The 26,452-nt window shown below is 52.4% G+C and carries 22 protein-coding genes; 7 read left to right on the top strand and 15 right to left on the bottom strand.

Features of this window, described 5'->3' with window-relative positions; all coding sequences use genetic code 11:
• Window positions 1–40 precede the first annotated feature (40 nt).
• From J0X12_RS16985 to J0X12_RS16960, 6 genes are all read right to left on the bottom strand, one after another.
• Window positions 41–1,606, bottom strand: coding sequence for a bifunctional aminoglycoside phosphotransferase/ATP-binding protein (locus J0X12_RS16985; RefSeq protein WP_207047636.1), 1,566 nt, complete (start codon window positions 1,604–1,606; stop codon window positions 41–43).
• Between the two features lie 39 nt (window positions 1,607–1,645).
• Window positions 1,646–2,407 (bottom strand): ATP-binding cassette domain-containing protein, encoded by a 762-nt coding sequence (locus J0X12_RS16980; RefSeq protein WP_207047635.1) that lies wholly within the window; start codon window positions 2,405–2,407, stop codon window positions 1,646–1,648.
• A complete protein-coding gene (locus tag J0X12_RS16975) occupies window positions 2,404–3,258 on the bottom strand; it encodes an ABC transporter ATP-binding protein (protein ID WP_207047634.1) in 855 nt (284 codons plus the stop codon). The genes J0X12_RS16980 and J0X12_RS16975 overlap by 4 nt, the downstream gene beginning before the upstream one ends.
• Window positions 3,255–4,190, bottom strand: coding sequence for a nickel transporter permease (gene nikC / locus J0X12_RS16970; protein WP_207047633.1), 936 nt, complete (start codon window positions 4,188–4,190; stop codon window positions 3,255–3,257). Before nikC ends, J0X12_RS16975 begins: the two co-directional genes overlap by 4 nt.
• Window positions 4,187–5,146 carry an ABC transporter permease gene (locus J0X12_RS16965; RefSeq protein WP_420497105.1) on the bottom strand — a complete coding sequence of 320 codons (960 nt, stop codon included), beginning with the start codon at window positions 5,144–5,146 and terminating at the stop codon, window positions 4,187–4,189. The genes nikC and J0X12_RS16965 overlap by 4 nt, the downstream gene beginning before the upstream one ends.
• A 110-nt stretch (window positions 5,147–5,256) precedes the next feature.
• Window positions 5,257–6,861 (bottom strand): ABC transporter substrate-binding protein, encoded by a 1,605-nt coding sequence (locus J0X12_RS16960; RefSeq protein ID WP_207047631.1) that lies wholly within the window; start codon window positions 6,859–6,861, stop codon window positions 5,257–5,259.
• A 248-nt stretch (window positions 6,862–7,109) separates the two neighbouring features.
• Here J0X12_RS16960 and J0X12_RS16955 point away from each other — a divergent pair, with 248 nt between their 5' ends.
• The 3 genes from J0X12_RS16955 to J0X12_RS16945 all read left to right on the top strand — a co-directional run bounded on the left by J0X12_RS16955 (window position 7,110) and on the right by J0X12_RS16945 (window position 11,702).
• Window positions 7,110–9,554 (top strand): AAA family ATPase, encoded by a 2,445-nt coding sequence (locus J0X12_RS16955; protein WP_207047630.1) that lies wholly within the window; start codon window positions 7,110–7,112, stop codon window positions 9,552–9,554.
• Complete coding sequence (locus tag J0X12_RS16950; protein ID WP_207047629.1) at window positions 9,547–10,404, top strand: universal stress protein; 858 nt, start codon at window positions 9,547–9,549, stop codon at window positions 10,402–10,404. Before J0X12_RS16955 ends, J0X12_RS16950 begins: the two co-directional genes overlap by 8 nt.
• 68 nt (window positions 10,405–10,472) lie before the next feature.
• Window positions 10,473–11,702 carry an amino acid permease gene (locus tag J0X12_RS16945; protein ID WP_207047628.1) on the top strand — a complete coding sequence of 410 codons (1,230 nt, stop codon included), beginning with the start codon at window positions 10,473–10,475 and terminating at the stop codon, window positions 11,700–11,702.
• Between the two features lie 45 nt (window positions 11,703–11,747).
• On the opposite strand, the gene J0X12_RS16940 is transcribed toward J0X12_RS16945, so the two are convergent.
• Together J0X12_RS16940 and J0X12_RS16935 are read right to left on the bottom strand one after the other, a co-directional pair.
• Window positions 11,748–12,554 carry a glycosyltransferase family 25 protein gene (locus tag J0X12_RS16940; protein ID WP_207047627.1) on the bottom strand — a complete coding sequence of 269 codons (807 nt, stop codon included), beginning with the start codon at window positions 12,552–12,554 and terminating at the stop codon, window positions 11,748–11,750.
• Between the two features lie 39 nt (window positions 12,555–12,593).
• The gene (locus tag J0X12_RS16935; RefSeq protein WP_207047626.1) at window positions 12,594–13,265 is read right to left on the bottom strand and encodes a gamma-glutamylcyclotransferase; all 672 of its coding nucleotides are present in this window, start codon (window positions 13,263–13,265) and stop codon (window positions 12,594–12,596) included.
• Between the two features lie 94 nt (window positions 13,266–13,359).
• Between J0X12_RS16935 and J0X12_RS16930 the strand changes: the two genes are divergently transcribed.
• Window positions 13,360–13,809, top strand: coding sequence for a DUF1499 domain-containing protein (locus J0X12_RS16930; RefSeq protein WP_207047625.1), 450 nt, complete (start codon window positions 13,360–13,362; stop codon window positions 13,807–13,809).
• On the opposite strand, the gene J0X12_RS16925 is transcribed toward J0X12_RS16930, so the two are convergent.
• Together J0X12_RS16925 and J0X12_RS16920 are read right to left on the bottom strand one after the other, a co-directional pair.
• Entirely contained in the window at window positions 13,806–14,552 is a 747-nt protein-coding gene (locus J0X12_RS16925) for a sulfotransferase-like domain-containing protein (RefSeq protein ID WP_207047624.1), read from the bottom strand. The two genes, J0X12_RS16930 and J0X12_RS16925, sit on opposite strands and share 4 nt — an antisense overlap.
• 40 nt (window positions 14,553–14,592) lie before the next feature.
• Window positions 14,593–15,798: an acyl-CoA dehydrogenase family protein gene (locus J0X12_RS16920; protein WP_207047623.1), complete on the bottom strand. Its 1,206-nt coding sequence runs from the start codon at window positions 15,796–15,798 to the stop codon at window positions 14,593–14,595.
• 118 nt (window positions 15,799–15,916) lie between these two features.
• Here J0X12_RS16920 and J0X12_RS16915 point away from each other — a divergent pair, with 118 nt between their 5' ends.
• A complete protein-coding gene (locus J0X12_RS16915; RefSeq protein ID WP_420497104.1) occupies window positions 15,917–16,321 on the top strand; it encodes a rhodanese-like domain-containing protein in 405 nt (134 codons plus the stop codon).
• A 37-nt stretch (window positions 16,322–16,358) separates the two neighbouring features.
• On the opposite strand, the gene J0X12_RS16910 is transcribed toward J0X12_RS16915, so the two are convergent.
• Window positions 16,359–18,371, bottom strand: coding sequence for an AsmA family protein (locus J0X12_RS16910; protein ID WP_207047621.1), 2,013 nt, complete (start codon window positions 18,369–18,371; stop codon window positions 16,359–16,361).
• A 139-nt stretch (window positions 18,372–18,510) separates the two neighbouring features.
• Between J0X12_RS16910 and J0X12_RS16905 the strand changes: the two genes are divergently transcribed.
• Complete coding sequence (locus J0X12_RS16905; protein ID WP_207047620.1) at window positions 18,511–19,212, top strand: DUF1194 domain-containing protein; 702 nt, start codon at window positions 18,511–18,513, stop codon at window positions 19,210–19,212.
• 15 nt (window positions 19,213–19,227) lie between these two features.
• Here the strand turns inward: J0X12_RS16905 and J0X12_RS16900 are convergent, their stop codons facing one another.
• On the bottom strand, window positions 19,228–19,842 hold the full coding sequence (locus J0X12_RS16900) for a flavin reductase family protein (protein ID WP_207047619.1): 615 nt from the start codon (window positions 19,840–19,842) through the stop codon (window positions 19,228–19,230).
• 295 nt (window positions 19,843–20,137) lie between these two features.
• On the opposite strand from J0X12_RS16900, the gene J0X12_RS16895 reads away from it, so the two are divergent.
• Window positions 20,138–20,722 carry a GNAT family N-acetyltransferase gene (locus J0X12_RS16895; protein ID WP_207047618.1) on the top strand — a complete coding sequence of 195 codons (585 nt, stop codon included), beginning with the start codon at window positions 20,138–20,140 and terminating at the stop codon, window positions 20,720–20,722.
• On the opposite strand, the gene J0X12_RS16890 is transcribed toward J0X12_RS16895, so the two are convergent.
• The 3 genes from J0X12_RS16890 to J0X12_RS16880 are packed head-to-tail and all read right to left on the bottom strand — an operon-like array spanning window position 20,690 to window position 26,450.
• Window positions 20,690–22,780, bottom strand: a complete 2,091-nt coding sequence (locus tag J0X12_RS16890; RefSeq protein WP_207047617.1) for a hypothetical protein — start codon at window positions 22,778–22,780, stop codon at window positions 20,690–20,692. The two genes, J0X12_RS16895 and J0X12_RS16890, sit on opposite strands and share 33 nt — an antisense overlap.
• A complete protein-coding gene (locus J0X12_RS16885) occupies window positions 22,777–25,545 on the bottom strand; it encodes a DUF4159 domain-containing protein (protein WP_207047616.1) in 2,769 nt (922 codons plus the stop codon). The genes J0X12_RS16890 and J0X12_RS16885 overlap by 4 nt, the downstream gene beginning before the upstream one ends.
• Window positions 25,545–26,450 (bottom strand): DUF58 domain-containing protein, encoded by a 906-nt coding sequence (locus tag J0X12_RS16880; RefSeq protein ID WP_207047615.1) that lies wholly within the window; start codon window positions 26,448–26,450, stop codon window positions 25,545–25,547. Before J0X12_RS16880 ends, J0X12_RS16885 begins: the two co-directional genes overlap by 1 nt.
• Window positions 26,451–26,452: the final 2 nt, after the last annotated feature.

Raw genomic sequence — 26,452 nt, 5'->3', positions numbered from 1 at the left:
TGTAAATCAGGGCGCGAAATTTGCGACCTGTTCAGTTCAGTCAACCAATCTCGGATAATTCGGGAATTTCCAATATCTGTCGCAGGCTCTCAAACTCGGTCCCACCTGCATCAACGCGGTGCCACGAAAGGCCGGAGATACCGCGGGAGACTTGCTGATGTACAACGTCCGGCGTCGCGTCGGATGCGTCGCTCTTTCTGGCTTCCACGCGAGCAGTTATCAGTTTCTCGTTCGCTTCAAGCCATATACCGATAAAGGGAACGCCCAGTTCTTTGGCGAGGGCTTCCATGTCTGCTCGTTCGATTTCCTTGGAAAAAACCGCATCGACTATGACGCGTTGTCCTGATTTCAATCCAATCCGCGCTTTATGCAGCAGCCGCGAATATACCTTGTCGTTAATTTCCAGAGTATAGCTGGACGGATCCAGCCGCTCTGTCTCCGGCACGTTGAAAAGGGCCTTTCGTTCCAAATCCGTGCGGAAATGAAGAAATCCCGGTGCATGTTCCAGTGTGCAGGCAAGCAGGGACGCAAGAGTGGTTTTCCCCGTTCCCGAAAAGCCGCCAATAGCCACCAGAACCGGCTTTTTTGGGGACAGATACTGCAATGCGGTGAAAAAATACTCCCGCGCCGCCGCTCTTTCTTGTTTCGCGGTTGTTCCCGAAAGCTGTCGCGCATGATCGTTCGCGACCATGGCCCGTATTCCGGCACGGATAGCCAGGAAGAGCGGCATGGCTTTCATTCCGTAAATATCCTCAAGGCGGCCGGAACGATAAAGGTAGCGGTTGAGAAGCTGATTTGCGCTTGGACTCATGCGCCGCTGATCTAGATCCATAAGCAGAAAGGCAAGATCATAGAGGACATCAATTGTCGCTAATTCCTCATCAAACTCAAGGGCATCAAAAAGAACCGGCGTTTCCTCAATGAGGACAATGTTGCGAAGATGGAGGTCACCATGGCAACGCCGGATAAATCCGCGGCGTCCCCGAAATCGCAGGCAATAATGGACGGCTGAAACCTGTTCTTTTGCCAGCCTCTCGAACTCGGACACCTCTTTTTTCGGAAAAATCTTCGGGGTCTCCCGAAAATTATCTGTCAGTTCATCAATTAATATTTGTATGCGTCTTGGACCATCTGAAACCTCTTCACGCGAAGCCTTTTGGTGATAGTCAAAAACCGAGTTGGCCAATTTCTCGATCATGGCTTTTTTCGTTACTTTGGCGTGCGGAAGATGATCGAGCATCATCTCCTGATCAAAGCGCTTCATTTTCACGGCCCATTCGACTGTGGGTCCCGAACCGTCAAAGGCCAATTTTCCTCCCTTTTCCAAGGTGATGGCGATAAGACCGAGATATATCTGTGGGGCCGCGGGCTGATTGAGTGCAATCTCCCGCTCACAAAAATGCTGTCGCTTAGCAAGAGTCGAAAAGTCCAAATAGGGAAAATTGACGGCTTTCTTGATTTTGTAAGCGTTGTCACCAGCAAGAAACACTATCGCCCCATGGGTTTCATGCATGTCAACAGTTTCAACTGCGGCCGGATAATTCTCAGGATTCTGAAGAAATGAGATTACCTCTCGTTGCGATATGCGCGGAACTTCGTTGCTCATTGGGCCATTTCCCCGAAGTCGGTGAAGCGTCTTTCGCGATCAGTCATCTGCACGTTTGTACCCGAGGGAACTTTCCAGAAGATGTCGGGAATAGGAATGTTTGGGCTTTAGCTCTCTCATTTCTGCAACAGGCATGATCTCGACAATCTCACCGAGCTGCATGACGGCGATCTGCTGGCACATATGGCCGACAACGGCGAGATCATGGGACACCATCAGATAGGTAAGGTGATGCTCTTGGCGGAGGTCGACCAGCAGATTCAGGATTTCCGCCTGCACAGAGACGTCCAGTGCAGAGGTGGGTTCGTCAAGCAGCAGTATCTCGGGTTCCGGGGCAAGGGCACGGGCAATGGCAACGCGCTGCCGCTGTCCCCCTGAAAGCTGATGGGGATAGCGAAAGCGAAAGGAGGGTCCAAGCCCGACATCAGTCAACAAATTGCTGATGCGTCGATCAATTTCGTTGAACCCATGAAGACGCAGCGTCTCGCTCAAGACTTGATCCACGGAATGCCGTGGATGGAGCGAGGCATAAGGATCCTGAAACACCATCTGGACTTTCTTGTAGAAATGTCGGCTGCGCTGCCGGCCCAGTTTCTCACCGGCGACTTCCATGGCTCCCGACCAGGTGGGGACGAGGCCGGTGAGTGCCCTCAAGATTGTCGATTTGCCTGATCCGCTTTCGCCGACAAGTCCAACGCTTTCACCCTGTTCGACGCGCAGGCTCACGTTCTTCACGGCATCCACGCGGGTTTCCGGTGTATCGAACCAGACGTTCAGCTTTTCAAGGATAATTCCACTCACGTGACACCACTCACACTATCTGTTTCGGCCCATGCCGGATCACGATCGAGTACCTCCAGGCGTTCCTGCGGTGAATCGAGTCGTGGCAGGGACTTAAGAAGACCTTGGGTATAAGGATGCTTGGCCTCATGCAGCTTGTCTGCTGCGCAGGCCTCGACAATCCGGCCCGCATACATGATCAATACGCGATCGCAAAAGGACGAGACCAGATTAAGGTCGTGGCTGATGAATATCAGACCCATTCCGCGATCCCGGACGAGCTTGTCGAGTATGTTGAGGACCTGCATCTGTACGGAGACATCAAGCGCGGACGTCGGTTCATCCGCGATGAGGATATCCGGGTCCGGAATGAGCATCATTGCGATCATAACGCGCTGCCCCATGCCGCCGGAAAGTTCGTGCGGATAGGCGTTAAAGACCCTGCCCGGATCGCGGATCGCTACGGCATCCAGCATTTCAAGCACCTTATCCTTTGCCTGAAACCGGGGACCCTTTACCTGTAGAGTATAGGACTCCATCATTTGCTCCCCGACTGTCATCACCGGGTTGAGCGAAAATTTGGGGTCCTGCATGATCATTGAAATATGCTGTCCGCGCACGCTTCGCATCTTCCGTTCGCTCAGTTTGAGAAGATCTTCCCCATCAAGGGAGATATGGTTGGCGGTTACCTGTCCCGGCTTGCGAATTAGCCGGAGAATGGCGCGCCCGGTCATGGATTTGCCAGAGCCTGACTCGCCGACAATGCCAAGCCGCTCTTCACCCAGAGAAAAGGAAACGCCGCGCACGGCATCGAATATGCCGTTCCGTGTTGGGAACTTCACCCAGAGATTTTCCACGTCGAGCCGTGTCATGATCCATCATCCTTCGGGTCAAGGACATCACGTAACCCATCGCCAAGCAGGTTAAAGGCAAGACTAACCAGAAAAATCGCGAGCCCGGGTAAAGTGGCAACCCACCAGTAATCCAGGATGAATTTGCGCCCTTCTGATATCATCGCGCCCCATTCAGGGGACGGGGGCTGTGCACCAAGGCCAAGAAATCCCAGACCCGCGGCGGCCAGAATGATTCCTGCCATATCAAGCGTCACCCGAACAATCAGGGAAGAGATACAGAGCGGCCATATATGACGGGTTATGATGCGGAATGGGCCAGCCCCCTGTAGTTTTACGGCACTGATATAGTCGGAATTGCGGATGGTAAGGGTTTCCGCACGGGCAATCCGCGCATAAGGCGGCCAGGCGGTGAGGGAGATAGCAATAACCGCATTTTCTATGCCGGCGCCAAGGGCTGCGACGAAGGCGAGCGCCAGAACCAGCCGCGGAAAGGCAAGGAAGATATCGGTGATCCGCATCAGGATCGTATCGACCCAGCCACCGACATAGCCCGCAACGGTCCCAACGAACAACCCCGCAACCGGGGCAATCAGGGCAACCAGGATAACGATATACAGGGTGATCCGCGCGCCGTAAATCAGGCGGCTCAATATATCACGACCAAGTGAGTCCGTACCCAGAATATGACCGTCCGTTGCCAGCGGCTTAAGACGGTTCGCCAGATCCTGAACGAAAGGATCATGAGGTGCAAGGAGCGGTGCAAAAATCGCAATCAAAACCAACAGGACCAGAATGATCAGGCCGAACATCGCCATGGAGTTACCGCGAAAGGACAGCCACCCCTGATACAGTGAGGCAACGCGGGCATGGTTCCGTGAGGTCGGGGTATCCGTCAGGAGCCAGCTGCGCCAACGGGGTTGATTTCCTTGGGGCGTATTAAGGAGACTCATTTTGCTCTCGGATCGAAGAATTTATAAAGAAGGTCGGAGAAGACATTCAGGCACACGAACACCAAGCCAACGACGACCGTTCCGCCGAGCACTGCATTCATATCGGCAGAAAGTAGCGCTGTCGTGATATAGGAACCGATGCCGGGCCAGGCGAATATGATCTCGGTCAGGACCGAGCCTTCCAGAAGGCCAGCATAACTTAACGCAATTACAGTGATCAGTTGCACCTTGATATTGCCGAATGCATGGCGCCAGATAACCGTCCATTCGGAGAGTCCTTTGACGCGTGCGGTTGTTATATATTCCGCATTCATCTGTTCCAGCATGAAGGAGCGTGTCATTCGGCTGATATACGCCAGGCTGTAATATCCGAGCAGGGACGCGGGCAGAATAATGTGGCTCATGGCATCCTTGAACACCGTCCAGTTGCCGTCAAGCAGGCTATCAACAAGGATCATTCCGGTAACCGAGGGAACGACATCCACATAGAAGATCCCGACCCGGCCCGGACCGCCAACCCAGCCAAGTATTCCGTAAAATATAAGTAGCCCTACAAGACCCAGCCAGAAAATGGGCATGGAGTAGCCAATCAGCGCGACAAACCGGGCGATCTGGTCAATCCAGCTGCCGCGGCGGACCGCAGCGAGTACCCCGAGCGGTACGCCAATTAGAACCCCGATAAAAGTACCAAGGGTTGCCAGTTCTAGAGTTGCCGGGAACACGCGTCTGATATCTTCAGCGACCGGTCTCGCGTTCAGCAGAGACTGACCGAAGTCACCGTGCAGGATATCCCAGATGTAATAGAAAAACTGGATGATGATGGGCTTATCAAGCCCCATTGCCTGGTAAGCGGCTTCATACGTTTCCTTGCTTGCCCGCTCCCCAACGATGGAGATGACAGGGTCAATCGGCATGACTCGACCGATGATAAAGGTGACGAACAACAAACCAAGCATTGTCGCCAGAATTGTGCCGGTCGTTTTAAATGTCGATATTGCGATGGAGGTTAAGGGCGACCTTCGCCGCCCTTTTCCTGGTTCCGCTTGTATCGTCATCAATAATCCGGTTACTTGGTAACGGGCCAGTAGGCGACGGCCGTGATTGCGCCGCCAAGATTGAGGTTCTTCACGTTACTCTTGCGACCGGTTTGTTCAATCTTCTGGAACATAATCGCGAAGGGAGCTCGGGCCTGGAACTCCCGCTGGATATCCTCATACATTTTCTTGCGGACATCACGATCCCCCTCGATGACGGCGGCTTCGGTCTTGGCCGTCAGGTCACCCGGATCCCAGGCATTCCGCCAGGCAAGGAGGCCGGTTGCTTTTGCCTCTTCGGAATTGTCGGGATTGTAGGCGAACGTACCTGCATTTGTCTGAGGATCCGGATAATCGGGGCCCCATGCCCCGACATAAACGTCTAGATCGCGGGCGCGATAACGGGTAAGCGTCTGCTTGCCGGTACCGATTGTGATATTGAGCTTAATGCCGGCTTGGGCGAAGGTGTTCTGCAAGGACTGGGCAATTTCGACACGTTCCTGCGCCTCGCGAACGCCTGCCTCGATTTCCAGATTTTCAACGCCGGCTTCCTTCAGCAGCGCCTTCGCTTTTTCAAGGTTAAAGCTATATGGTTTATCCTCGATCGCTCCTAGGTAAGTCTTTGGCAGGAATGACTGATGAACGGTATATTGTCCCTTCAGGAAACTGTCCTGCATTCCCGTATAGTCAATAAGATACTTGATCGCCTCAACTACTTTCGGCTTGGACAGAACGGGGTGGTTCTGATTGAGGGAAACATACATCAGGCGTCCCCGAAGTTCGCTATCAACTGCGATACCTTCCTTGCCTGAAATGCCGGCAATATCCTCCGGGTTGAGATTGCGGGCGATATCAATGTCTCCCTTTTCAAGGAGCAGTCGCTGAGTGGCGCTTTCCTGTATATGGCGGACAATCACCCGTTTCATGGCAGGCGCACCGAGGTAGAAATCCTCATTGGCCTGGAGGGTGACCGACTCACTCGGCTTCCAACTAACGACTTTGTAGGCACCGGAACCGGCGGAATTGGTTTTCAGCCATTCATTGCCAAGGTCGTTGTCCTTTTCATGTTCCATCACCAGCTTTTTATCAACAATACCGCCAATTGTGGCTGTCAGGCAGTTAAGAACAAAGGATGTTGCATATTTTTTGTCGGTTGTGATGCGGATTGTATTTCCGTCGGCGACGATCGTCTCATTGACATTTTCCGGGGTAAAGCCGAACTGGGTCAGGATAAAAGACGGTGTTTTTGCAAGAATCACGGCGCGGCGTAGGGAAAATTCGACATCTTCAGCCGTCACCGGATTTCCGGAATGAAATTTAACGCCTTCGCGCATTGTGAAGGTAATGGTTTTGCCGTCTTCTGAAACGGTCCAACTCTCCGCGAGGTCGGGCTCATAGCCCTTTTCCAGATTGAGCGGGTCAAAATTGACCAATCGGCCATAGACGTTACGAATGACGTCACTACCGGCGAATTCAAAGGATTCGGCGGGGTCCAGTGTCGTTATATCATCAATGCGGTTTGCGATGACCAGCATATCTGGCGGAGTCTCGGCCAATGCCTGCGGTGCGGGTATGGCGAAAGTCGTTGCCGCAACGCAAAACATCAGGCCTGCCGTAAGTTTCTGCAATTTTTTCATATAGTTTTCCTCCCTGTCGTTATGAAATATCCTGTATTTCCGCGACCATGGCTTACCTTCATGCTGTGAGGGTAAGCCATCGGAAAAGGTTCGCACTTTAAATCCGGACTGTCGAGAGTATTTTCGTTAATCAAAATCATCAGGCCAGCCCGAAATCGCCGATTTTACCGGATGAATTGATTTGCCTCATTTGGGGCTACAGATAATGTGCTAATATTAAATATTAGAAAGTCATAAAGGATTATCTGATGACCGGTAGTAAAGCGTTGTCAGCTTCACGGTTATGCCGCAAATACGACCTTAAGGCGCTTGGATTTAAGGATACATCCGAGTTGAAGGATCTGCACGAACCTCTCGGACAGGATCGTGCGGTGGCCGCAATCCGCTTTGGCATTGGCGTGCGCCACCAGGGCTTTAACATGTTTGCCTTTGGTCCCTCCGGATCAGGTAAAACCGACATAATACGTCGCTATATTGAACCCGAAGCTGCGGCCCAGCCTGTACCGGACGACTGGTGCTATGTGAATAATTTCACGACGCCGGATCATCCAAAGATGCTGCGTCTTCCGGCTGGCCGTGCAAAAGATCTGGCGAAGCAAATGGAAAATCTAACGGCGGAAGTCCGCGTCGTTATTTCCGCCGCCTATGAAAGCGAGGATTACCGCACCCGGCTCGATGTCATTGTTGAACAGTTCAAGCTCAAACAGGAAGAAGCCTTCGAGAATTTGCAAAAGAAGGCGGGCGATAAGAATGTTGCGATTGTCAGAACCCCCATGGGACTTGCCTTGGCGCCATCGAGCGACGGAAAGGTGCTTAATCCCGAAGCATTCTCAAAGTTGTCTCCGGAAGAGCAGGAGCAATTCAAGAAAGACATCGGCGAACTTGAGGGAGAACTCCAGGCCGTAGTCCGCATGCTGCCAGAGCTCGAGCGTGAACAGCGCCGGGAAATCGTAAAGCTTAATCGGGAAGTAACCAGTTTTACAGTCGATCATTTAATCGACGAGATTCGGGAAAAATGGCGAGACTGCACGGCAGTGCTCGTATTTTTTGATGAAGTCCAGGACTATATCATCAATCACAGCGATGTATTCCGTCTGAGCAAGGACGAAGCGGTGGAGACTATTCCCGCCCGGATGGCCGCTGATTTTATGATGCAGCAGGAACGCGTAATTGGAAATTGCCAGGTCAATGTCCTCGTAAGCCATAAGGTCGATGGTGGCGCACCGGTTGTCTATGAAGATAACCCAACGGTCGAAAATCTGCTTGGCCGGATCGAGCATCGTTCCGAATTTGGCTCCCTGGTAACTGATTTTCGCCTGATAAAGCCCGGTGCGCTGCATCGGGCAAACGGGGGCTACCTTATCCTTGACGCTCGTCGCCTGGTCTTTCAACCCTATGCATGGGAAACGTTGAAGCGCGAGCTACGCAGTCGGGAAATCAGGGTTGAGACGCTGTCACAAATGATGTCTCTCGGTAGCATGGTGACGTTGCAGCCCGAACCGATTCCGCTTGATATAAAAGTCATCCTGATCGGGGATCCGCTCCTGTACTATATGCTCAGCCAGAATGATCGAGATTTCAATAATCTCTTCAAGGTACCGGTTGATTTTGATGATCGTGTCCCCATTACGGACGAGGCGATTTCTTTATATGCCCAATTTATCGCAACTGAGGCGCGGAAAAAGCAACTAATGCCTCTGGATCGTGGTGCCGTAGAACAGGTAATGGAGCGGATGACCCGTCTCACCTCGGATACGGAGCGCCTGTCCAGCCACACACGCTCACTTTCCGATCTGTTGTCGGAAGCAGACTATTGGGCTGCGTCCCGCTCTGCGTCGCGAATTGAAGCACAAGATGTAAAGCATGCAGTGAAGGCTCATATTCACCGGTCAGACCGGATGCGCGAACGCACTCAGGAACAGTTTCAACGCGGAACGATGATGCTGGATACTTCCGGTGCCAAAGTCGGCCAAATCAACGGGCTGTCTGTTTTGCAACTCGGCGATTTCGCGTTTGGCCGACCAAGCCGTATAACGGCGAGGGTCCATCTTGGTCGAGGACGGGTCATCGATATCGAACGCGAGGTCGAACTAGGAGGGCCGCTTCACTCAAAGGGAGTATTGATCCTCTCGAATTTCCTGGCGGCACGTTATACTGAAAACAAGCCGCTATCCTTGACCGCGAGCCTGGTGTTTGAACAGTCCTATGGCGGTGTGGATGGGGATAGCGCCTCGTCAACAGAACTTTATGCTCTGCTGTCTGCACTGTCGGATGTGCCGATAAAGCAATCCTTTGCCGTGACCGGGTCGGTCAATCAATTCGGTGAGGTGCAGGCTATTGGAGGCGTAAATGAGAAGATTGAAGGATTCTTTGATCTTTGCAATTTCCTTGGACTGACCGGTGATCAGGGGGTGCTCATCCCGGAATCAAACGTCAAGCATCTCATGTTGAAAGATGACGTCGTGGAGGCGGCGGAGAAAGGCCTGTTTCACATTTATGCCGTCACGAACATTGATCAGGGCATTGAGATACTGACGGGAATGCCGGGTGGTGAGCCCGACACCGCTGGAAATTATCCATCGGAGACTATCAACGCACGCGTCAAGGCGAGGCTTGAGGCATTTGCCGAAGCGGCGCGACAATATGTGAAATCCGGCAGCAACGACAAAGCGTCAGGGGTGGACGATGGTTGAGTCCTCAACAAGACATCGCCGTGTTTTGCTCCAGATAGACGCCGCGACGCATTGTGAGGAAACCGTCGGGGCGGCCATAGATATCGCGGCACGTCTTGGTGGGGAGCTGCATGGTCTGTTTATCGAAGATGCGGATCTCGTCACCGTGGGGGATCTGGACTTTATCCGCGAATTCCGGTTTTCTTCGCCGGTTGCGCATCAACTCGACCGGCTTACCCTTGAAGGTCAGCTGCGTGCAATGGCGAGAAGTATTCAGCGACAGCTTGAGCGTGCAGGGAACCACCGCAAGGTTACGGTCGGTTTCCGGGCAGTACGGGGGGACTTATGGCGGCTAGAGAAAGAAACCCATGATGATGCCGACCTGGTGATCATTGAAAGTACGGGCTGGCTGCATAGCCGTAACTATCGGGGTCAACTCGTCACTCGCCGCGGCATTCTGGCAGTGAAGTGCCCGACACTGTTGCTCAAGGGAGGCCAACGCCTGGCGCCCTATGTCACAATCATCTGCGATTCAGTTGACTCTGTGGATCACGGGTTACAGGCGGTCCGGGCGCTTCTTGGTGCACAGTGGAAAAGTATAACGCTTTTACCCTTTTGCCTGTCTGAACAAGAGCAAGCCGAGATATTAAGATTTGCGACTAAGCTCTCTGAAGACTCTGACCAGGCAACCAACGAAAATGACCGAATTCATATGATGGATCCGGTTAACGACGATGGAAATAACGTTCTGAGTATCCTAACGCCCGACAACTGCGTTGTTGTCATGAAGACAGGCGGGAAATTTATGAACAACTCAGCACAACTGGAACCACTTCTTACCAGCCGGCATCCATTGTTTTTTATTCAATGACTCTGCCAGTCCGGGCATCGGCAATTCTGCCTTGTAAATCATGAAGGTGCGATATGCGGGACACAAAAGTGAGCAACGCTGCGGTAACACCGGTGGATTTGAAGCGAAAGCTTACGCTGCCTCTGCTAACCCTATATGGTCTGGGCGTGACAATCGGTGCCGGCATCTATGTGCTTGTCGGGACAACAGCGGCACGGGCCGGGGTGTATGCCCCGATTTCCTTTTTAATAGCCGCCGCAGTGGTTGCGTTTACCGGCTTTACCTATTCAGAGCTCTCAACCCGTCATCCTGTAAGCGCAGGAGAAGCTGCCTATGTGCGGGAAGGGTTAAAATCGAATACCCTGACTTTAATAGTCGGATTGCTAGTCGCGTTATCGGGCATCGTCTCTTCGGCGGCGGTTTCGATTGGAGCCGCGGCCTATCTAGGTGAGGTTGTTTCGCTCTCCCCGACACTGCTGACGATTGCGATTATTCTGATCGTTGGCGTTGTTGCGGCATGGGGGATATTGGAATCCGTGTTGATCGCTGCCATTTTCACGGTCATCGAAATTGCAGGCTTGAGCCTCGTCATTTATTTTGGGGTAAGCGCTGAGCCGGAAATATTGTCAAAATTCGATACCTTGCTGCCCCCGTTCGAGGGGGTTGTCTGGGGCGGTATTATTTCCGCGAGCCTGCTCGCCTTTTTCGCCTTCGTCGGCTTTGAAGATATCGCGAATGTCGCGGAGGAGGTTGTCGAACCCCATAAAAACATGCCGCGAGGAATTATCCTCACTCTTGTGGTCGCGACGATACTGTACTTTCTGGTGGTTTCTGTCGTCGTCCTTGTGGTGCCGATGGAGGAACTTGCCGGTTCTGCCGCTCCACTTGCCCTTGTATTCGAGTCGGCGGGAAGCACTGCATCGGGCATCTTTCGTCTGATTGCCATCGTCGCGACGACAAATGGCGTTCTGATCCAGATCATTATGGCCTCCCGGGTAATTTACGGCCTGTCCAGACAAAAAAGCCTGCCGGGCTTTCTCTCTGTTGTAAACCCGGTGACAAGAACGCCTCTGACCGCGACTGCCCTGATCGTTGTGTTGGTGCTGGTTTTTGCTACTCTTCTGCCGATCGCGCAGCTCGCGGAGGCGACATCCACGATAGTCCTGATCGTTTTTTCATTGGTGAATCTTGCCTTGATCCGCCTTAAAATGAAAGGGCAGCAACCTACCGACGGAGTGTTTGTCGTGCCGCTCTGGGTTCCCGTGATGGGACTGGTTTCTAGCATCGCCCTGTTGATGTCAGGATTTCTGCCGATCTAGGTTAGCTCTTCTGGATCGTCTAAAATCACGAAGCGTTTCCTTTGTTTAGCTGGATGAGTTTTTTCGATCCCGATACCACGTCAGGGCATAGACAAGTCGCTTTCCCGCACCGTTGCTGAGCTTGTACCAGAACCGGTAAAATGGATGAACCAGCTTCGTTAGTCCCCGGATTTGCTTCGATTTGTCAAATCGCTCATCCCCGATAGTGGAGGGTCCTTCAAGGTCGGGCGCAACCGGTGAGGGATGGATCAGCAGTGTTTCGAGCCTTGTTTGCCAGGCCCGGCTGTGGATGATGTCAACAGGCACCCAGTTCCGCTGCATAAATTGGAGCAATCGTTTTGCCGCTTTCAGGGTGAGAAGATAGGCATAGGCGCCGCTTGGGGAGGTTGGCACCCGCGTGATACTGTAGCCATGGTTTAAGGCAGCGAGGGATCGATATCCGGTCTCGAATACCTTGCCATGGCCAACAAAGCGGATTAAGTCCCACGGAACTGCCGTATTTTGTATGTCGAGCAAGACATCCCTGAAATCATCGGCGAGGAATACGTCGTCTTCCAGCACAAGCGCTTTCGGGATATTCTCCGTCACCATTTTCTCGTAAATGGCTCGATGCGAGAGCAGGCAGCCTATTTCCCCCGCTTTTAGGTCCTTGCCGAAATAGCGGTGGCGTCTCTCGCTGTCATAATCGGCAAGATTTGGGATATCAAGCAGGTACCCGTCGATGGCGTCGAAAAAGATTGGGGTCAATCCAACTTTTGCAAGTCGCTCCGTCATATCCGCCCGGCGATGACCATCTTTTGGCCGGTTAATGACAAAGATCGGGGGCAGGTCGCTGGACGGCTTGATTGTCAAAGCTTATCACTCGCGTAGTAAAAAATAGGCCGCGAATTGTTAAGCGATGTCGGCGCGATGATCAAGCTCCTTCATTTTTTGCTGAATCGCATGAAGATATCGATCCTTCACATCCATTTCATCAAGATGCGCGACGGTGTTATTGAGGTAGTCGCGACAGGAGCCAAGACGTCCCTCTCCGGTAGCAAGCAAGCGCACTGTTTCTTCCATGCTGATTTCAGCAATATAACGGGGATGAGACCTGTTTATGACAAATGTCAGCCCTTTTACGGTCCTGTCCGGCAGCCGAATTTGGACATGGCGGGCATCATAGGCGCCCGAGATCATTTCCCGCATCCAAAGAATATCCGTTTCAGTTTCGATTTTTTCCGGGGCGATATGAAAAGCGCGCCCGTTGCAGGAGCCGCCGTGATCAAGAGCAAGCATCAGGCCCGGCTTTTCCGGACTCCCCCGTCCGATCGATGCTTGCAGACAGAACCGACGCCGAAATCCGTAGAGACGGGCGGGTTGCCATACAGTGAAATGAAAGGCTGGATTCCACAGAAGGGACCCATACCCAAATACCCAAAGTCCCTCTTCCTTGGAGATTTTTGAGAGAAATTCATGTCGGGTTGCGTCTCGCTCTTCATGGGTCAGGGCATGAAAAGGCCCGTGACGCTTTGCCTCCCGAATGAGTTCCTCTACCCGTTCCCGGTTGAATTCTTCTCGCACCAACATATTATTTATTTGAACTTTCTGATTATAATTCGCTAATCTGGATTTTTCTTTCGAGAATACAGGGTTTTATGCAAAGAGAGTCTCATCAATGTTGAAGAATCTTTTGAAAAATGTCCAGAGGCCAGAGCTGGATTTTTCGTCACTGAAAAAACCCCGCAAGCCTAATACCTATCTTATGTCACCGCCGGATTATTGTCAGTATATTCCAAAAACGATCAGCCCTATTTTCGAAGTCAGCATGGCAGAACTCGCCAAGTCCTTCGAGGCGATTGCCCTGGCGGAACCGAGAACTGAAAAACTCGGCAGCCGGGAAATCGGCAAAGACCTGCAGGTGGACTATGTGCAATATTCCAAGCTAATTGGTTATCCGGACACGATTACTGTTCGTTTCATTGATCTTGGAAACGGGAGTTCAACCCTGGCGGTGTTCAGTCGCGCCCACTACGGCTATCGTGATTTCGGCGTAAACGAGGCGCGGATCAAAGACTGGATGCGGAAACTGGATCTGGCGCTCAAGAATGGCTCGAACAAGGCCTAGATCTTGTGTGCGCGCAGGGCGTCAAAATAAGGCACTTGTTCTGCCATTAATTCAGTCAACTCCGGCTTAAGGCTTATTTCGCGGTCCTTATATGGGGCAAAGCCCGTCGTTTCTTCAACGGAAGCGTACCAATGGGCGGCCCAGACACCGTCTTCCGGCTGCCGGCCCTTTTTCCAGGACAACATTTCCTCCCGCCAGGGGATATCAAGGGCGTGACACAGCTTTTTCAGCATTGCCTCGGGTTGTCTTAAGATATCCTCCGCCTCGACAACGACAGGTGTTTGACCGGTAAGTTTTTCAAGGGTTCTGAATATTTCGAACTGTCGTTTGATACCGATATCGTCGGTGGTGATCCGGTCCCATTTGGCTGCATAGGAGGCAATCACCCTTTTTGGGTCGCGAATTAGGAAGCAGTTGCGATGATCCCGAAATGAACTGAGATCCACTTCCTCCGTCATATGGTGTGTCATATGCTTGATATAAAGCTCGCTGCCGGACGCGCGTGCCACATTCAGATTTGCTGCAACAGTCCGCCAGTCAGTGGGCTGACTGGCGATCACCTCCTTATACATGGGATGGCGTAATCCGGTCTTGGCAAGGTAATAGGCGTAGAAGGGTTCATCAACCGCCTGACATTCGGGGCGACTTCCAAAGGAACGCATCATGGCCGTGGAAATATTGCGCGGCCCAGACCACATCGAGATCCGAGTAGTTTTCACCTCACTCGATGTGCCCTGGTTCATTGTTCGTTTTCCTTAAAATAAACCCGAACCATCCGGCGATCTAGAGACCGAGGATAAGCTTCGCCATGATATTTCGCTGAATCTCGTTTGACCCGCCATAGATGGAGACTTTTCGGGCGTTGAAATACCGCGGTGCAACACCACTGGCATAATCCGCACCGATCGGTTCTTCATTCTGTCCCGGATACAGCGGAGTGAAGGGCATCGAGTACGTGCCGACGGCTTCAAGTGCAAGCTCGACGACCTCCTGATACAGGTCCGTTCCCCGGCATTTCATGAGCGAAGACTCCGGCCCCATATTCTGGCCAGAACTCAGTTTGCTGAGAATTCGAAGTTCCGTCATCTCGAGTGCCTGCACGGCGACTTCAAGGTGGGCCAGCTTGGAGATGAAGGCAGCATTTTGAATCATCGGCATGTTGCCTTCAACCTCTTTCGCGGCGATCGCGCGAACCTTCTCCAGGCCCCGCTTGAGGCGGCCGGCATACGCGTTGCCACGCTCAAACTCGAGCAGGTACTTTGCATAGGTCCAACCCTTGTTGACTTCTCCGATGAGGTTTTCCTTAGGGACCTTCACATCGTTGAAGAAAACCTGATTGACTTCCTGCGCACCTTTGATCGGCATATCCAGGGTTTGGATGGGATCAACGGTTATGCCTTCGGATTTCATTTCGATCAGCAGGAACGAGATACCTTCCTGGCGTTTTCCCTCATTTGAGGTTCTGACGAGACAGAAAATCCAGTCGGCATACTGCGCGAGGGTCGTCCATATTTTCGAACCGTTGCAGAGAAAATGATCGCCCTTGTCTTCCGCCTTCATCTGCAGGCTGGCGAGGTCGGATCCTGATCCTGGTTCAGAATAACCCTGGCACCACCATACTTTGTTGTCGCGAATATCCGGGAGGAAACGCTGCTTTTGTTCCTCACTGCCGAATTTCATGATAACCGGCGCGCACATGCTAATGCCGAAAGGAATGACGCCCGGCGCATTGGCGTTCGCCATTTCTGTCTGGAAGATATATTTCTGTGTCGTTGTCCAACCGGGCCCGCCATGTTCCACGGGCCAGTCCGGAGTGAGCCAGCCTTTCCTTGCCAGTGCGTCCTGCCAGCGGACGTGATCATCTTTCGGAAGGTAGTTGTTCCGGTTTTCCGCCATTTTCTGCTTGAGATCTTCGTCGAATTCCTCTGCCAGAAACTGGCGTACCTCGTCACGAAAAGCGTTATCTTGCTTGGTAAATGAAAGGTCCATTCTCATTCTCTCTTTTTTATCTCGACGTACGCTAGTGGCGTCCTGTAATGGTAAATAGTAACACCATATATAGGGCGAAAGACAAGGTTGTTTTCGTCATTTGAAGCGAGAAGGAGCAATAATAATGAAAAAAGGTGTCAAACAGCTTGTTGAAGAGGCGAATAGCGAAATCGAAACGGTTTCGATTGAAGAGGCGCTCGCACTCCATGGTCAGGAAAATGTAACCTTTGTCGACATCCGCGATATTCGGGAATTGGAGCGGGACGGTCAGGTGCCAGGCGCCGTTCATGCGCCGCGCGGCATGCTGGAATTCTGGGTTGACCCCGATAGCCCGTATCACCGTGATTTGTTCGCCAACGGCAACCGTTTCGTGTTCTATTGCGCGTCAGCCTGGCGGTCGGCGCTCGCAACGAAGGCTGTTCAGGAGATGGGGTTGCCGAACGTGTGTCATATGGAAGGTGGATTTGGTGCCTGGAAGAAATCCGGCGGCGCTATAGAGGAACGCAAACCGCGGGAAAGCTAACTTTCCCGCGGGTCATTCACAGATAGTATTCCCTAATCTAGTTCTTTTTGCCGCCGAGCAGTCCTCCGGCGGCATCAAGGAGGTTCTTTACAGCGGCTGGATCCTTTTCCTTGACGCCCTTCAGGGTATCCTTGACTCCGTCGCCAGATCCTTTTGCCCCTTCAATAAGTTTCTTTACCCCTTCAGGGTTCGTGGCATTTTTGAGTACGCCAGCGAGATCGGGCGCATACTTCAGATTATCCCATGACCCGGTGACCAGGATAGGAACAGCAACTCCAGTTGCTTCACCGCCACCCTGTCCTTCAGTCGTCGCGACCAATTTCGGCTCAATCCGGTAATTGACGGTTTGCGGCGGAAGTTCAACAGTTCCTGAACCGGTAAGCCGGATAAATGGGTTCAGCATTTTCAGGTCGTTATTCGCCAGAATACCGTTCGCAATCTGATAAGTTCCTGAAATCTCCGCAAAATCCGTCTTCTGCTCTTCTCCTTTGGAGGTAAAGGCAGTCGAAATGTTTCGTGCCATTGCCGCCAGATTGACGCCCGAGATTGAACCGTCTTCAAAAAGTATCTGGCCAGTCCCGTTCAACGCACTGACCATGTCCGCCTGTGATTTTCCACTCGTTGAAAGGTCGGTCTGGAACATCCCCTTGCCTTCCAGCTTCTCGAAATCCGCGGCGTCAGTCAGCAGCGGGTTCAACTGGATGTTCTCAATTGTCATCGCATTGGTAATCTTCAATGTCGGTTGCTGTGCGTTCACCCGTACAGTCGCCCTACCTGTGCCATCATACAAATTCATCTCGGTCAGGGCGAGATCGAGAATACCATCCTTGAGATTGGTTGCCACAGCGCTGGCACCAATCTTGATTTTCTGGAACAGGATTTCCTGAACCGACAGGTCGAACTTGGCATTGACGCTTTTCAATGCGGAAAGGTCTATGGGAGTTGTATCCCATTTTTCCGTAGATGTTTTTTGTGCTGGAGCCGCCGCCGCTTTACTGGTGCCGTTTTGCTCGGCAGGGAGGTAGGGGTTAATATCCAGCGTTTCCAGTGCCAGCTTGCCAACAATATTAGGGACCTTGCCACCGAGATCGATACTGAAATCCCCAGCGCCGACAATTTCATCGAAGCTGATGCTGGCTTCAGAGAAGCTGTACTTAGTATCATCTACTCCCAGTTTGCCATTGATCTTGAGTGGCCCAAACCCGGTGTCCGACACGCCTTCCAGAGGGGTGCCCGTCCAGGCTGCCAACTCACGTACCGACGGTATATCCAGGGTTGTCGTGCCGCCGAGGTTCAGCGGCTTGGTGCTTTTTATCTGGCCGTCAAAATTGAGGTTGATATTCTTGGACGCGAGATTGACCATCGTTGTTGTCTCGATGTTATCCAGAATACTCTGAAGGGCGCCGACTTTCACATCAAGTTCGGTTTTTTCGCTATTCCAGACGGCACTTCCTTTTGCTTCGAACGGCTGGTCGAGCCCAAGCAGCTCAATTGCCAGGTTGATCTCACTGAGATTGATATTGGTTCCGCCCTTCTGATCGATGAAATTGACCACGCCGTCGACGATACGCACATCCCCAAGATTAAGGCCAGATATGCCAAGATCCGGTGCGCCACCGTCATCACTGCTCGTCTCCGCGGGTTTCGGCGCTTCCGCCTTGGCGGTATCAAACTCCCAGTTCCCTTTGCCATTCTTGTCAACTTCAAGATTGATGACAGGGTTCGTCAGGACAAACTCATCAACCTGCACATTCCCGGTTATCAGCGGTAAAAGGTCTAGCTTAACCGTGAGGCTGTCGATCGAGGCCATATTAGGATCCGCTGCACCTTCAGCGTTGGAGAAGGACACAGAAGTCGCGGTTACCCCCAATGTCGGGAAAATGGAAAGGCTGAAATCACCGTCAATTGCTAGTTCCCGGCCCGTGGCCTCATTGGTTGCCAGGATTAGTTCCTGCTTGATCCGGTCAGTTGGTACAATGAAGGGAAGAGCTACCACCAGGCCAACGATGACAACCAAAATCACAATAACTGCGATGACGATTTTTTTCATGATCCACTCTCTGTTTAAATTCGTTTTCTACTCGGATAATGACATAAAAGACGACCCGGGTCATGACCCTTTGGAAAATTGGTCATACTTTTGCCGTGAATTACGATAGACTCATGCTCTCCTTTTTAACCTGGGGCGCATGAGTAATATTGCAATGAACTGGTCTTTCCTGCTGGCGGCGCTTGTATTTCTGCTGGTACCGAAGACGGACGCTGTCGCCGATGAAGTGGACATGCAACTCGTCCTCGCTATCGATGTCTCCTCCAGCGTCAATTATGATGAGTATAACCTGCAGATGCGCGGCTTTGCGAACGCATTTCGCGACGATCTTGTGATCGAGGCAATTGCTGCGGGTCCAAGAGGCATGATCAGTATTGCCGCCACCCATTGGGCGGGCCTTGGGGAACAGAAAATGATTGTCGATTGGCGTACCATCGCAACTCCTGAAGATGCGCATGAGTTCGCAAAACAGCTGGATAACGTGCCGCGGACTTTTCCCTATGGTGGGACCGCTATTGCCGGGGCGTTGGACCATGCGTTCTCCCTTTTCTCCCGGGACCGCAATATTTCAATACGCAAGGTAATCGATATTTCAGGAGACGGTGTCGTTTCCATCGGTCGTCCGCCCGAAACAACGCGGGATCGGATTGTCGCTTCTGGCGTTATTATAAACGGTCTTCCGATCCTCAACGATGAGCCCGAACTGGATCGCTATTACCGGGAAAGGGTGATCGGCGGCATCGGGGCCTTTACAGAACCGGCAACAGGTTATGAGGATTTCGCCCGCGCAATCGCGATAAAGCTGGCGCGGGAAATTAGGGGAACCTGGCAGGGGGTCTAGCTACCGTTTAATCCCTCAGACGACAGGGCGGTTCATGGAAAAGACGTCTTCGACATGGCAGTAATCCATATATCCAAGGCGTGCGAGCGGCTGGTATTTTTTCATATCTATCATGCCGTCGACGATAATTTCATCGCTGATATGGATGCCGACAACTTCCCCCAGGACCATCGTATTTACCACTTTCGGGTTGTGAGAGGGCAGGACAATGGTTTTGTAGAGTACACATTCCAAATGGGCCAGGCTTTCCTTGACGCGAGGGGGCTTGACGAGGGTGGAAGGTTCTTTTGTTAGCCCGGCATAGTCAAATTCGTCGATAGACCGGGGCAGCATGGCCGAGCTTAAATTCATCTTTTCATGCAGGCTGTAGGAGACCATGTTGCAAACGAATTCCTTCGTTGCCTCGATATTATCAAGTGAATCTTTGGCACCGCCTTCACTGTGACTGCCATTGATCCCCATGGCAACGATCGGTGGATTCTCGGACATCGCGTTGAAAAAGCTAAAAGGGGCAAGATTGACGGAACCGTCGGTGGCAAGGGTGCTGATCCAGCCAATCGGGCGCGGGGCTATAATGGCTTTAAAGGGACCGTGTTTCAGACCATGGGGTTCGGATGGTTTGTAAAACATTCGAAAATTCTCCGGTAAAATGCGAGGGTTGCGCGCCCACTCTTTTAAGAATTTAGAAACTAGTCGTTGATATTATAGCAGGCAAGGCATGAATTATTTCTTTCCTTAAAACCATGCCTGTGATATTTGCGCTTTATGAACAAACAGATGACCAAATTGCGACGACGACAGGCTGCTGCCCTTATTTGTGCTGCCGCTTAAATAGCCTTTGCTTTGGTCATAAAAGATTTCATGACGGTTCGGGGCTCCTTTTGAGAGGCAATTTGTCTACCCCGTAAATTATTGGAATTCCGTCATGCCCCAGATTATTCACGAGCGGCCAGAACATGCAGAGCAGATTGAACCTCTGCTTGATCGGTGCTTCGGTCCTGATAGATTCAAGAAAACCGCTTATAAAGTTCGTGAAAACACGACACCTTTGCCAGAACTGAGTTTTGTCACGGTAGAAGGCGACAAACTCCTCGCGACAATTCGTTACTGGCCGATTTTAATTGGTGATGTCACGCCCGCCTTGCTCCTTGGGCCGATTGCTGTCGAACCGGACCTACAGGGAAAAGGAATTGGCGTTGGCCTTATGCGGGAAACACTGAAAATTGCGAAAGCGCTGGGTCATCGACTCATCGTTCTCGTTGGGGATCCGGAATACTACAGCCAATTCGGATTTCAGAATGCGGCAGTCCTCGGATTTGAGATGCCGGGCCCGGTGGAGAAACGCAGGCTCCTTGTAAAAGAATTTATGCCCGGCGCCCTTAAGAATGTTTCAGGGGTAATTTCCGGTGCGCCAGAAAAATCTTTATCACCGGGTCGGATCGCTACTAAAGCAGAGACGGATAAAATAGTGGCAAGCCTAGCGGCCTTCGCGCCACCAACCGATGCATAAGAACGCGAGCGCGAGTATGAGGGCAACAAGCGGTGACAACATGGCCTGGCGATTATAGCCCGTTATCTCGTAATTTTCGTTATCGCGCAGGCCGAACCAGTAATCCGCGGACTGGCGATTGTCCGGTTTCGTCCGTCTGAAATCAGGGAGCCCCTCAGTTTCCAGCCAGCGTATCCCGCCACCGGTTATCTTTGCAATTTCCGCTATTTTGTCCGTACTTGCACGAATGTCATGTAGCTCCTTGGGGTTGAGCGCGCCTACAGCGACCAAGGATTTCTGCTGGCCGTCCTCCAATGTATGAAGACCGCTGGTCCGCAAGGGAAGGGTGCCAGTTTGTGTACCGTTTTTCTCGTCGGATAAAGCGAGACGTGTGACATTGCCGTCCGGGTCCGACACCGTGACAGTCGCCGGCGCTGAGTCGAGGGAATTCCTCCGGATTTGTAGGCTGTTCCCCGCCACGACGGCTTTTAGCTGTTCTTCCTCGAGTTCTGGTTCCTTCATCAACCAGTGGGAAATACGGCGTAGAAGCTCGGATTGAGGGCCGCCGCCTTCAAATCCTCTTCCCCATAACCAGGCATGGTCGGATAGAAGCTGAGCGACCCGCCCATCTCCACTGCGTTCGAGAATGAGAAGGGGCTGATCTGATGGGCCGGTCATCAAGGTTTCACCTCCAAGAGCCTCTGCCTCGATCATTCGGAACCAGCGGCCCCAGCGGTCGGTTTCCTTTGCATTTGCTTTCAGCAGGCTTGTTACCGGATGCCGTTTCCCGATATCGCTGATCGCGGGAATGTAGCCCTCAGAGAAAACATAACCAGTGGGTCGACCGGGAAGCACTTCTGACAAGGGCGTCTGGTACAAGCTGAGCGGCGTCGCAAAGGCGGGACCAGCGGCCTCCAGCAGGGCACCGCCTTCTTTTACATATCGTGAAATATTATGAAGATAGCTGGATGGCAGGACACCGCGTCGGCGGTACCGGTCAAAAATTATTAGGTCGAAATCATTGAGTTTTTTCTCGAACAGGTCGCGGATCGGAAAGGGGATAAGTGAGAGTTCCGTAATTGGCGTGCCATCCTGTTTTTCCGGGGGGCGCAGGATCGTGAAATGTACAAGTTCGACTGACGGGTCGGACTTAAGGATATTTCGCCAACCCCGCTCTCCCATATGAGGTTCGCCAGAGACAAGCAGAACCTGAAGCTTGTCCCGGATGCCATTCACTGAAATATACGCGCTGTTGTTCTTCTCTGTCAGTTCTCCATTCAGCGGATCGACAGAAATTTCGAAAAAATTGGCACCACCATGTGTCAGGGTGAGAGTGAGTGTTAGGTCGGACCCGATCTGGGCCAGATCCGCGGCCTTCTCTTCTCCGTCCTGCCTAATTGTCACGCGGGCCGCCTGAACGGGGTCGTCGACACCAAAATCTTCAATTTTGATGATAAATTGTAAGGGTTGGTCGACAATACCGAAGGTGGGAGCTTTTACGACACGAAGGACACGATCCTTTTCGTTCGGTTCCCCGGTCAGCAGAAAATGAAGAGGTCCGGCTTTCCTGAGGGCATTTTCGTTTTCGGGGACGTCATGTATCTGACCATCCGTAATAAAGATTGTGGCCGCTACGCGGTCCGGGGAAATGTTCTTGAGTGCGCCTTTGCGGGCATCAAATGCATGGGTTCCATCTTCCTCTCCCAAGAGAGAAGTTGTCTCGTTCTTGATGCTCACCGTCTCGATTTTGAGATTCTCGATGGCCTCAAGCCGGTTTTTAAGATCGTCATATGCCGCACTCGCCGTTTCGCTGCGCTGGCCTATTTTCTGGCTATTGGTTTCATCGAGAACAATTACGGCAATATCCTCGAGAAATTTCCGCTTTTCCGTCAATAAGACCGGGTTGGCGAGCATCAGCAACAGCAGAGCCATAAGGGCGCTTCGCAGCACGGAACCGCGTCCGCGTCGCCATATGGCAAAAAAGGCAATAGCCATGCAGATCACCGCGAGGACGAGCAGCCAGTCAATCGGCAAATAGGGGCTGAAATCGAGCGAAGAGACAAAGCTTTCTTCTCTCATTGCCCAAGCCTTTCCAGAATAGCGGGAATATGTACCTGGTCGGCCTTATAATTACCGGTAAGCGTATACATCACGAGGTTAATGCCGAAACGATACGCTAATTCTCGTTGCCGCTCGTTTCCGGGAATCGTCGCGGCCTGATAGCGGCCATCAGCATCAATCGCCCAGGCGGCGGCCCAGTCATTGCTGCCAATAACAACCGAAGCAACGCCATCATTTCCCTGAATACCTGTTGTATCTTCAATCCAGACATCGCCGCCGTCATAACGACCGGGGAAGGTCTGCATCAGATAGAATGCGCGGGTAACTACATGGTCGGGGGGAACCTGATGCACTCTGGGAATGTCCAGTCTTGCCGTGAGTTGCCGAAGTCGGATGTTCTCCGGGCTGTTGTACAGGTCGGGTCCATAGCGGCTGACGCTATTCTGGTTGCGGGTATCAAACAGGATTGTCCCGCCGCCACTGAAATAATCATTTAGCTTGAGTATCGCCTTGTCGGATAGGGCGGGGAAGTCCGGCGTGATAGGCCAATAGATCAAAGGATAGAAGATAAGCTCGTCCCGCTCGATATCCAGAGGGAGTGGATCCATGGCTTCAACGGCCGTCCTGTTTCTGAGTTGGCGGCTAAGTCCGGCGAGGCCATTGTGGCTCATCCTGTCAACAGCGGGGTCGCGCGTGCGGATATAACCAAGCCGCGTATCGAGGGTGGCGGCCAGAGCCTTGCCGTCGCCATCGAGATCTACTTCCTGTGCCTGGGATCCCGCAGGTATTAGGGCCATGCTGAAGCTCACGGTGAGAAGGACCACGGAGGCGCGCGCTATATTTCTGAATGCAGGGAGTTTGCCCTGCAAATGAAGCGAAATGATTTGGTCGACCAGGACAAGAAGCAGCGCGGCGAGAAGTATCGGGAGAACCAAGTCGATTGTGGTTGATCTGTCGAAATATCGAATAGTTGCTGAAAACTGGCTCATATCAATCAGGGTGTAGTCCGTCTCAAACTGACCGATATTGATCGCAATACTAAAGTTTTCATCCCCGTAGTAGCCAGGTGGATGGCTGGCGTCCAGAACCAGATTATCCATCTCGGCTGTGTTGACCGGTTCGGCGATACCTGTCTCGCTGCGAATATCGCCAAACCCATCCATTAGCTGAAACGGCGGCAGGCTCCGTTGATCGGTGAAGCTCTGGCTCGACAGTTGGCCGAGATTGCCGATTTCGCGGAGCATTTCAACGAAGAGCCCGGAAATTGCGAGGTTTGACCATTCGGGCGTCGCGGTTGTGTGAAACAGCACGAGCCATCCGGCGCCCTGACGTCCGGCCGTTACCAGCGGTGTCCCATCCTCAAGTTGAGCCCATGTTTTATCCAGAAGTTCCGGCGACGGGTTCGCCAGAACCTGCTTGTAAACAGTAACGTCTGCTGGAATGTCGAGACCATGGAATGGGCTGGCTTGTGGAATAGGCCCCAGAGGGGCCGGTTGGTTCCAGGACATCGCGCCCTGGAGGCTGCGATTGCCTGACCTGAGGTCAACCGGCACAAGCGCACCGCTTGAGTTTGCGAGCTTTGGCCCGGCAAATCGAATTAATACCCCACCCTTGCTGATCCAGTCGACAAGCTTTCTTTCAATGCCCTCCGGTAAGTTGGCCGCGTCACCAAGGACGATAAGCGCTCGATCCTCCGCTAAAAGTTCTTCAATCGTCCCGCGCGTAATATCGAAAAAGGGCATAAGAGCCTGGGTTAAATAGTGTGTTTCGTCCAGTAGAGGTTGATCGACCTGTTCTGACACGCTTGTGACCAAGCCAACCTGGCGCCGCTGCCAGCGCTGGTCGAGCAGAAAGATTGAGCCGGCGTTCCTGTTATTGGCAACTTCCAGGCGACGGATTTCGTTGCGGACCTTGTTGGGAATGTTCAGATCAACGATCGCGGACTGCTCGCTCTCAGAAAAAGCGAAGGGGGCTGAGGCGATAATCTTGCCACCGTCCGCTTTCGCGGTTAACACGCCTTTGTTTCCAGTTGCGCCTGCCGGTAGGCTCAGCGGAACCTTTAATGTTTCGCTATTGATGTTGGCAACCCTAATAACAGGGGCCGCGGTGATGCTTTCTTCGTGGAATATGGTGAGGGGGCCGATATCCGATAGCGATGACAGGAAATCCTTAAGATCGGAGATACCTGAATTCTGCAGGATACCGCTCGAAAGCCAGATAAACTCCGGATTATTGAGATTTTCAAAGCGCGGCAAAAGTTGAGAGAGGTCGCCATATTGTGACGGCCATGGTTTAGGCTCAAGTGAGGCTGCAATTCCAAGTGCCTCCTGTTCAGCCAGTGGTGTTATGGTTGGCAGTCTTCCTTCCACCCGCCGAGCCGTTGTGACAATAAAAACCTGTCTTTCCTGCCGGGTTGTATCTCTCACCAGCTTGTTTAGCGTGGCTTTCAGATCATCCCAGGCTTCAGCCGCCGTCCAGCCATCATCGACGATCAAGACTACATCGTCTTTGTCGTCGCGCTGTTCGGGCAGGTTTAGGACAGGTCCAGCTATGGCTATAATGATGAGTGCCGCAATCGTCAGCCTCAAAAGAAGAAGCCACCAGGGTGTCGTCGCCGCTGTTTGCTCATCCTTTTTCAGCTGATAGAGAAACCTGATTGCCGGAAAAAAGACGGATTTAGGACGCGGCGGAACGATGCGCAGAAGCCACCAGATCAGAGGCAACGTAAGGAGGGCGGCGAGTACCCACGGGAAAAGAAACGAGAGGGAAGTAAACGCCGCCATTAAGTTTTGACCCTCCGAATATTGAGTGCGGTGTATAGCGCAGCGAAAGCCTCACTCGCCGGAGCGTCCGTCCGGTGGAAATTATAATCCCAGGAAACATTCTTGGCGATGTTGAGGACTTCCTGACGATGCGCGTTGAAAAGGGATTTATAGTCTTCGCGCACAACTTCAACCCGGCCCAAGGTGATATCCTCTTCTTCCGTCATGGACAGAAATCGGGTGCGTCCCTCGAAGGGAAGATCTACCTCCACGGGGTCAGCGATTTGCAGCAGGATTCCGCGGCAGCCAAGATTGACGAAGTGACGGATGACCTTGGTAATTTCCGACGGCTCTATGAGAAAATCGCTGATTAGTACCACGGTAGATTTATTGGACAGTTGATCGACAGCTTTAAGGTCGGGCAAGGATGGGCTTTGATCTTCCGAGATACGCCCGACAAACTGATTAAAGGCGGTCTGGCCAGTCGAAGCTTTTTCCGCCTGTCCGATCAGGCCGAATTTTTCGCCGCTTTTTGAAAGGGAAAGGGCAAGTGCCAAGCTGAGCAGTGTCGCGCGATCCAGCTTGGACTGTTCTGACAGGTCCGAGCCGAAATTCATCGTGTGTGATCTGTCCCGCCATATCCAGATTGTTTCGGCTGTTTCTTGCTCTTTCTGCCTGATATATATATGTTCACGTTTGGCACTTTGCCGCCAGTCAATGCTGGTCGTCGGATCATCCGGACCATATTGCTTGAACTGCCAGAAATCCTCTCCGGTGCCCGCGCGTCGCCTGCCGTGAACGCCGATATCAAATGCATTCACCAGATTTTCTGCGGCAAGTATTAGCGGTGGTAACGTCTGCGCAAGCCTTTCAGCTTTAACCCTTTCATCCAGTTGCCGGGCATTAACGCGACGTGGTTTGAACATAT

The sequence above is a fragment of the Sneathiella sedimenti genome (assembly GCF_017313765.1).
In the GTDB taxonomy this organism is placed as follows: Bacteria; Pseudomonadota; Alphaproteobacteria; order Sneathiellales; family Sneathiellaceae; genus Sneathiella; species Sneathiella sedimenti.
The sequence above is the reverse complement of the archived record's forward strand: the minus strand, read 5'-3'. Positions and strand labels throughout refer to the sequence as shown.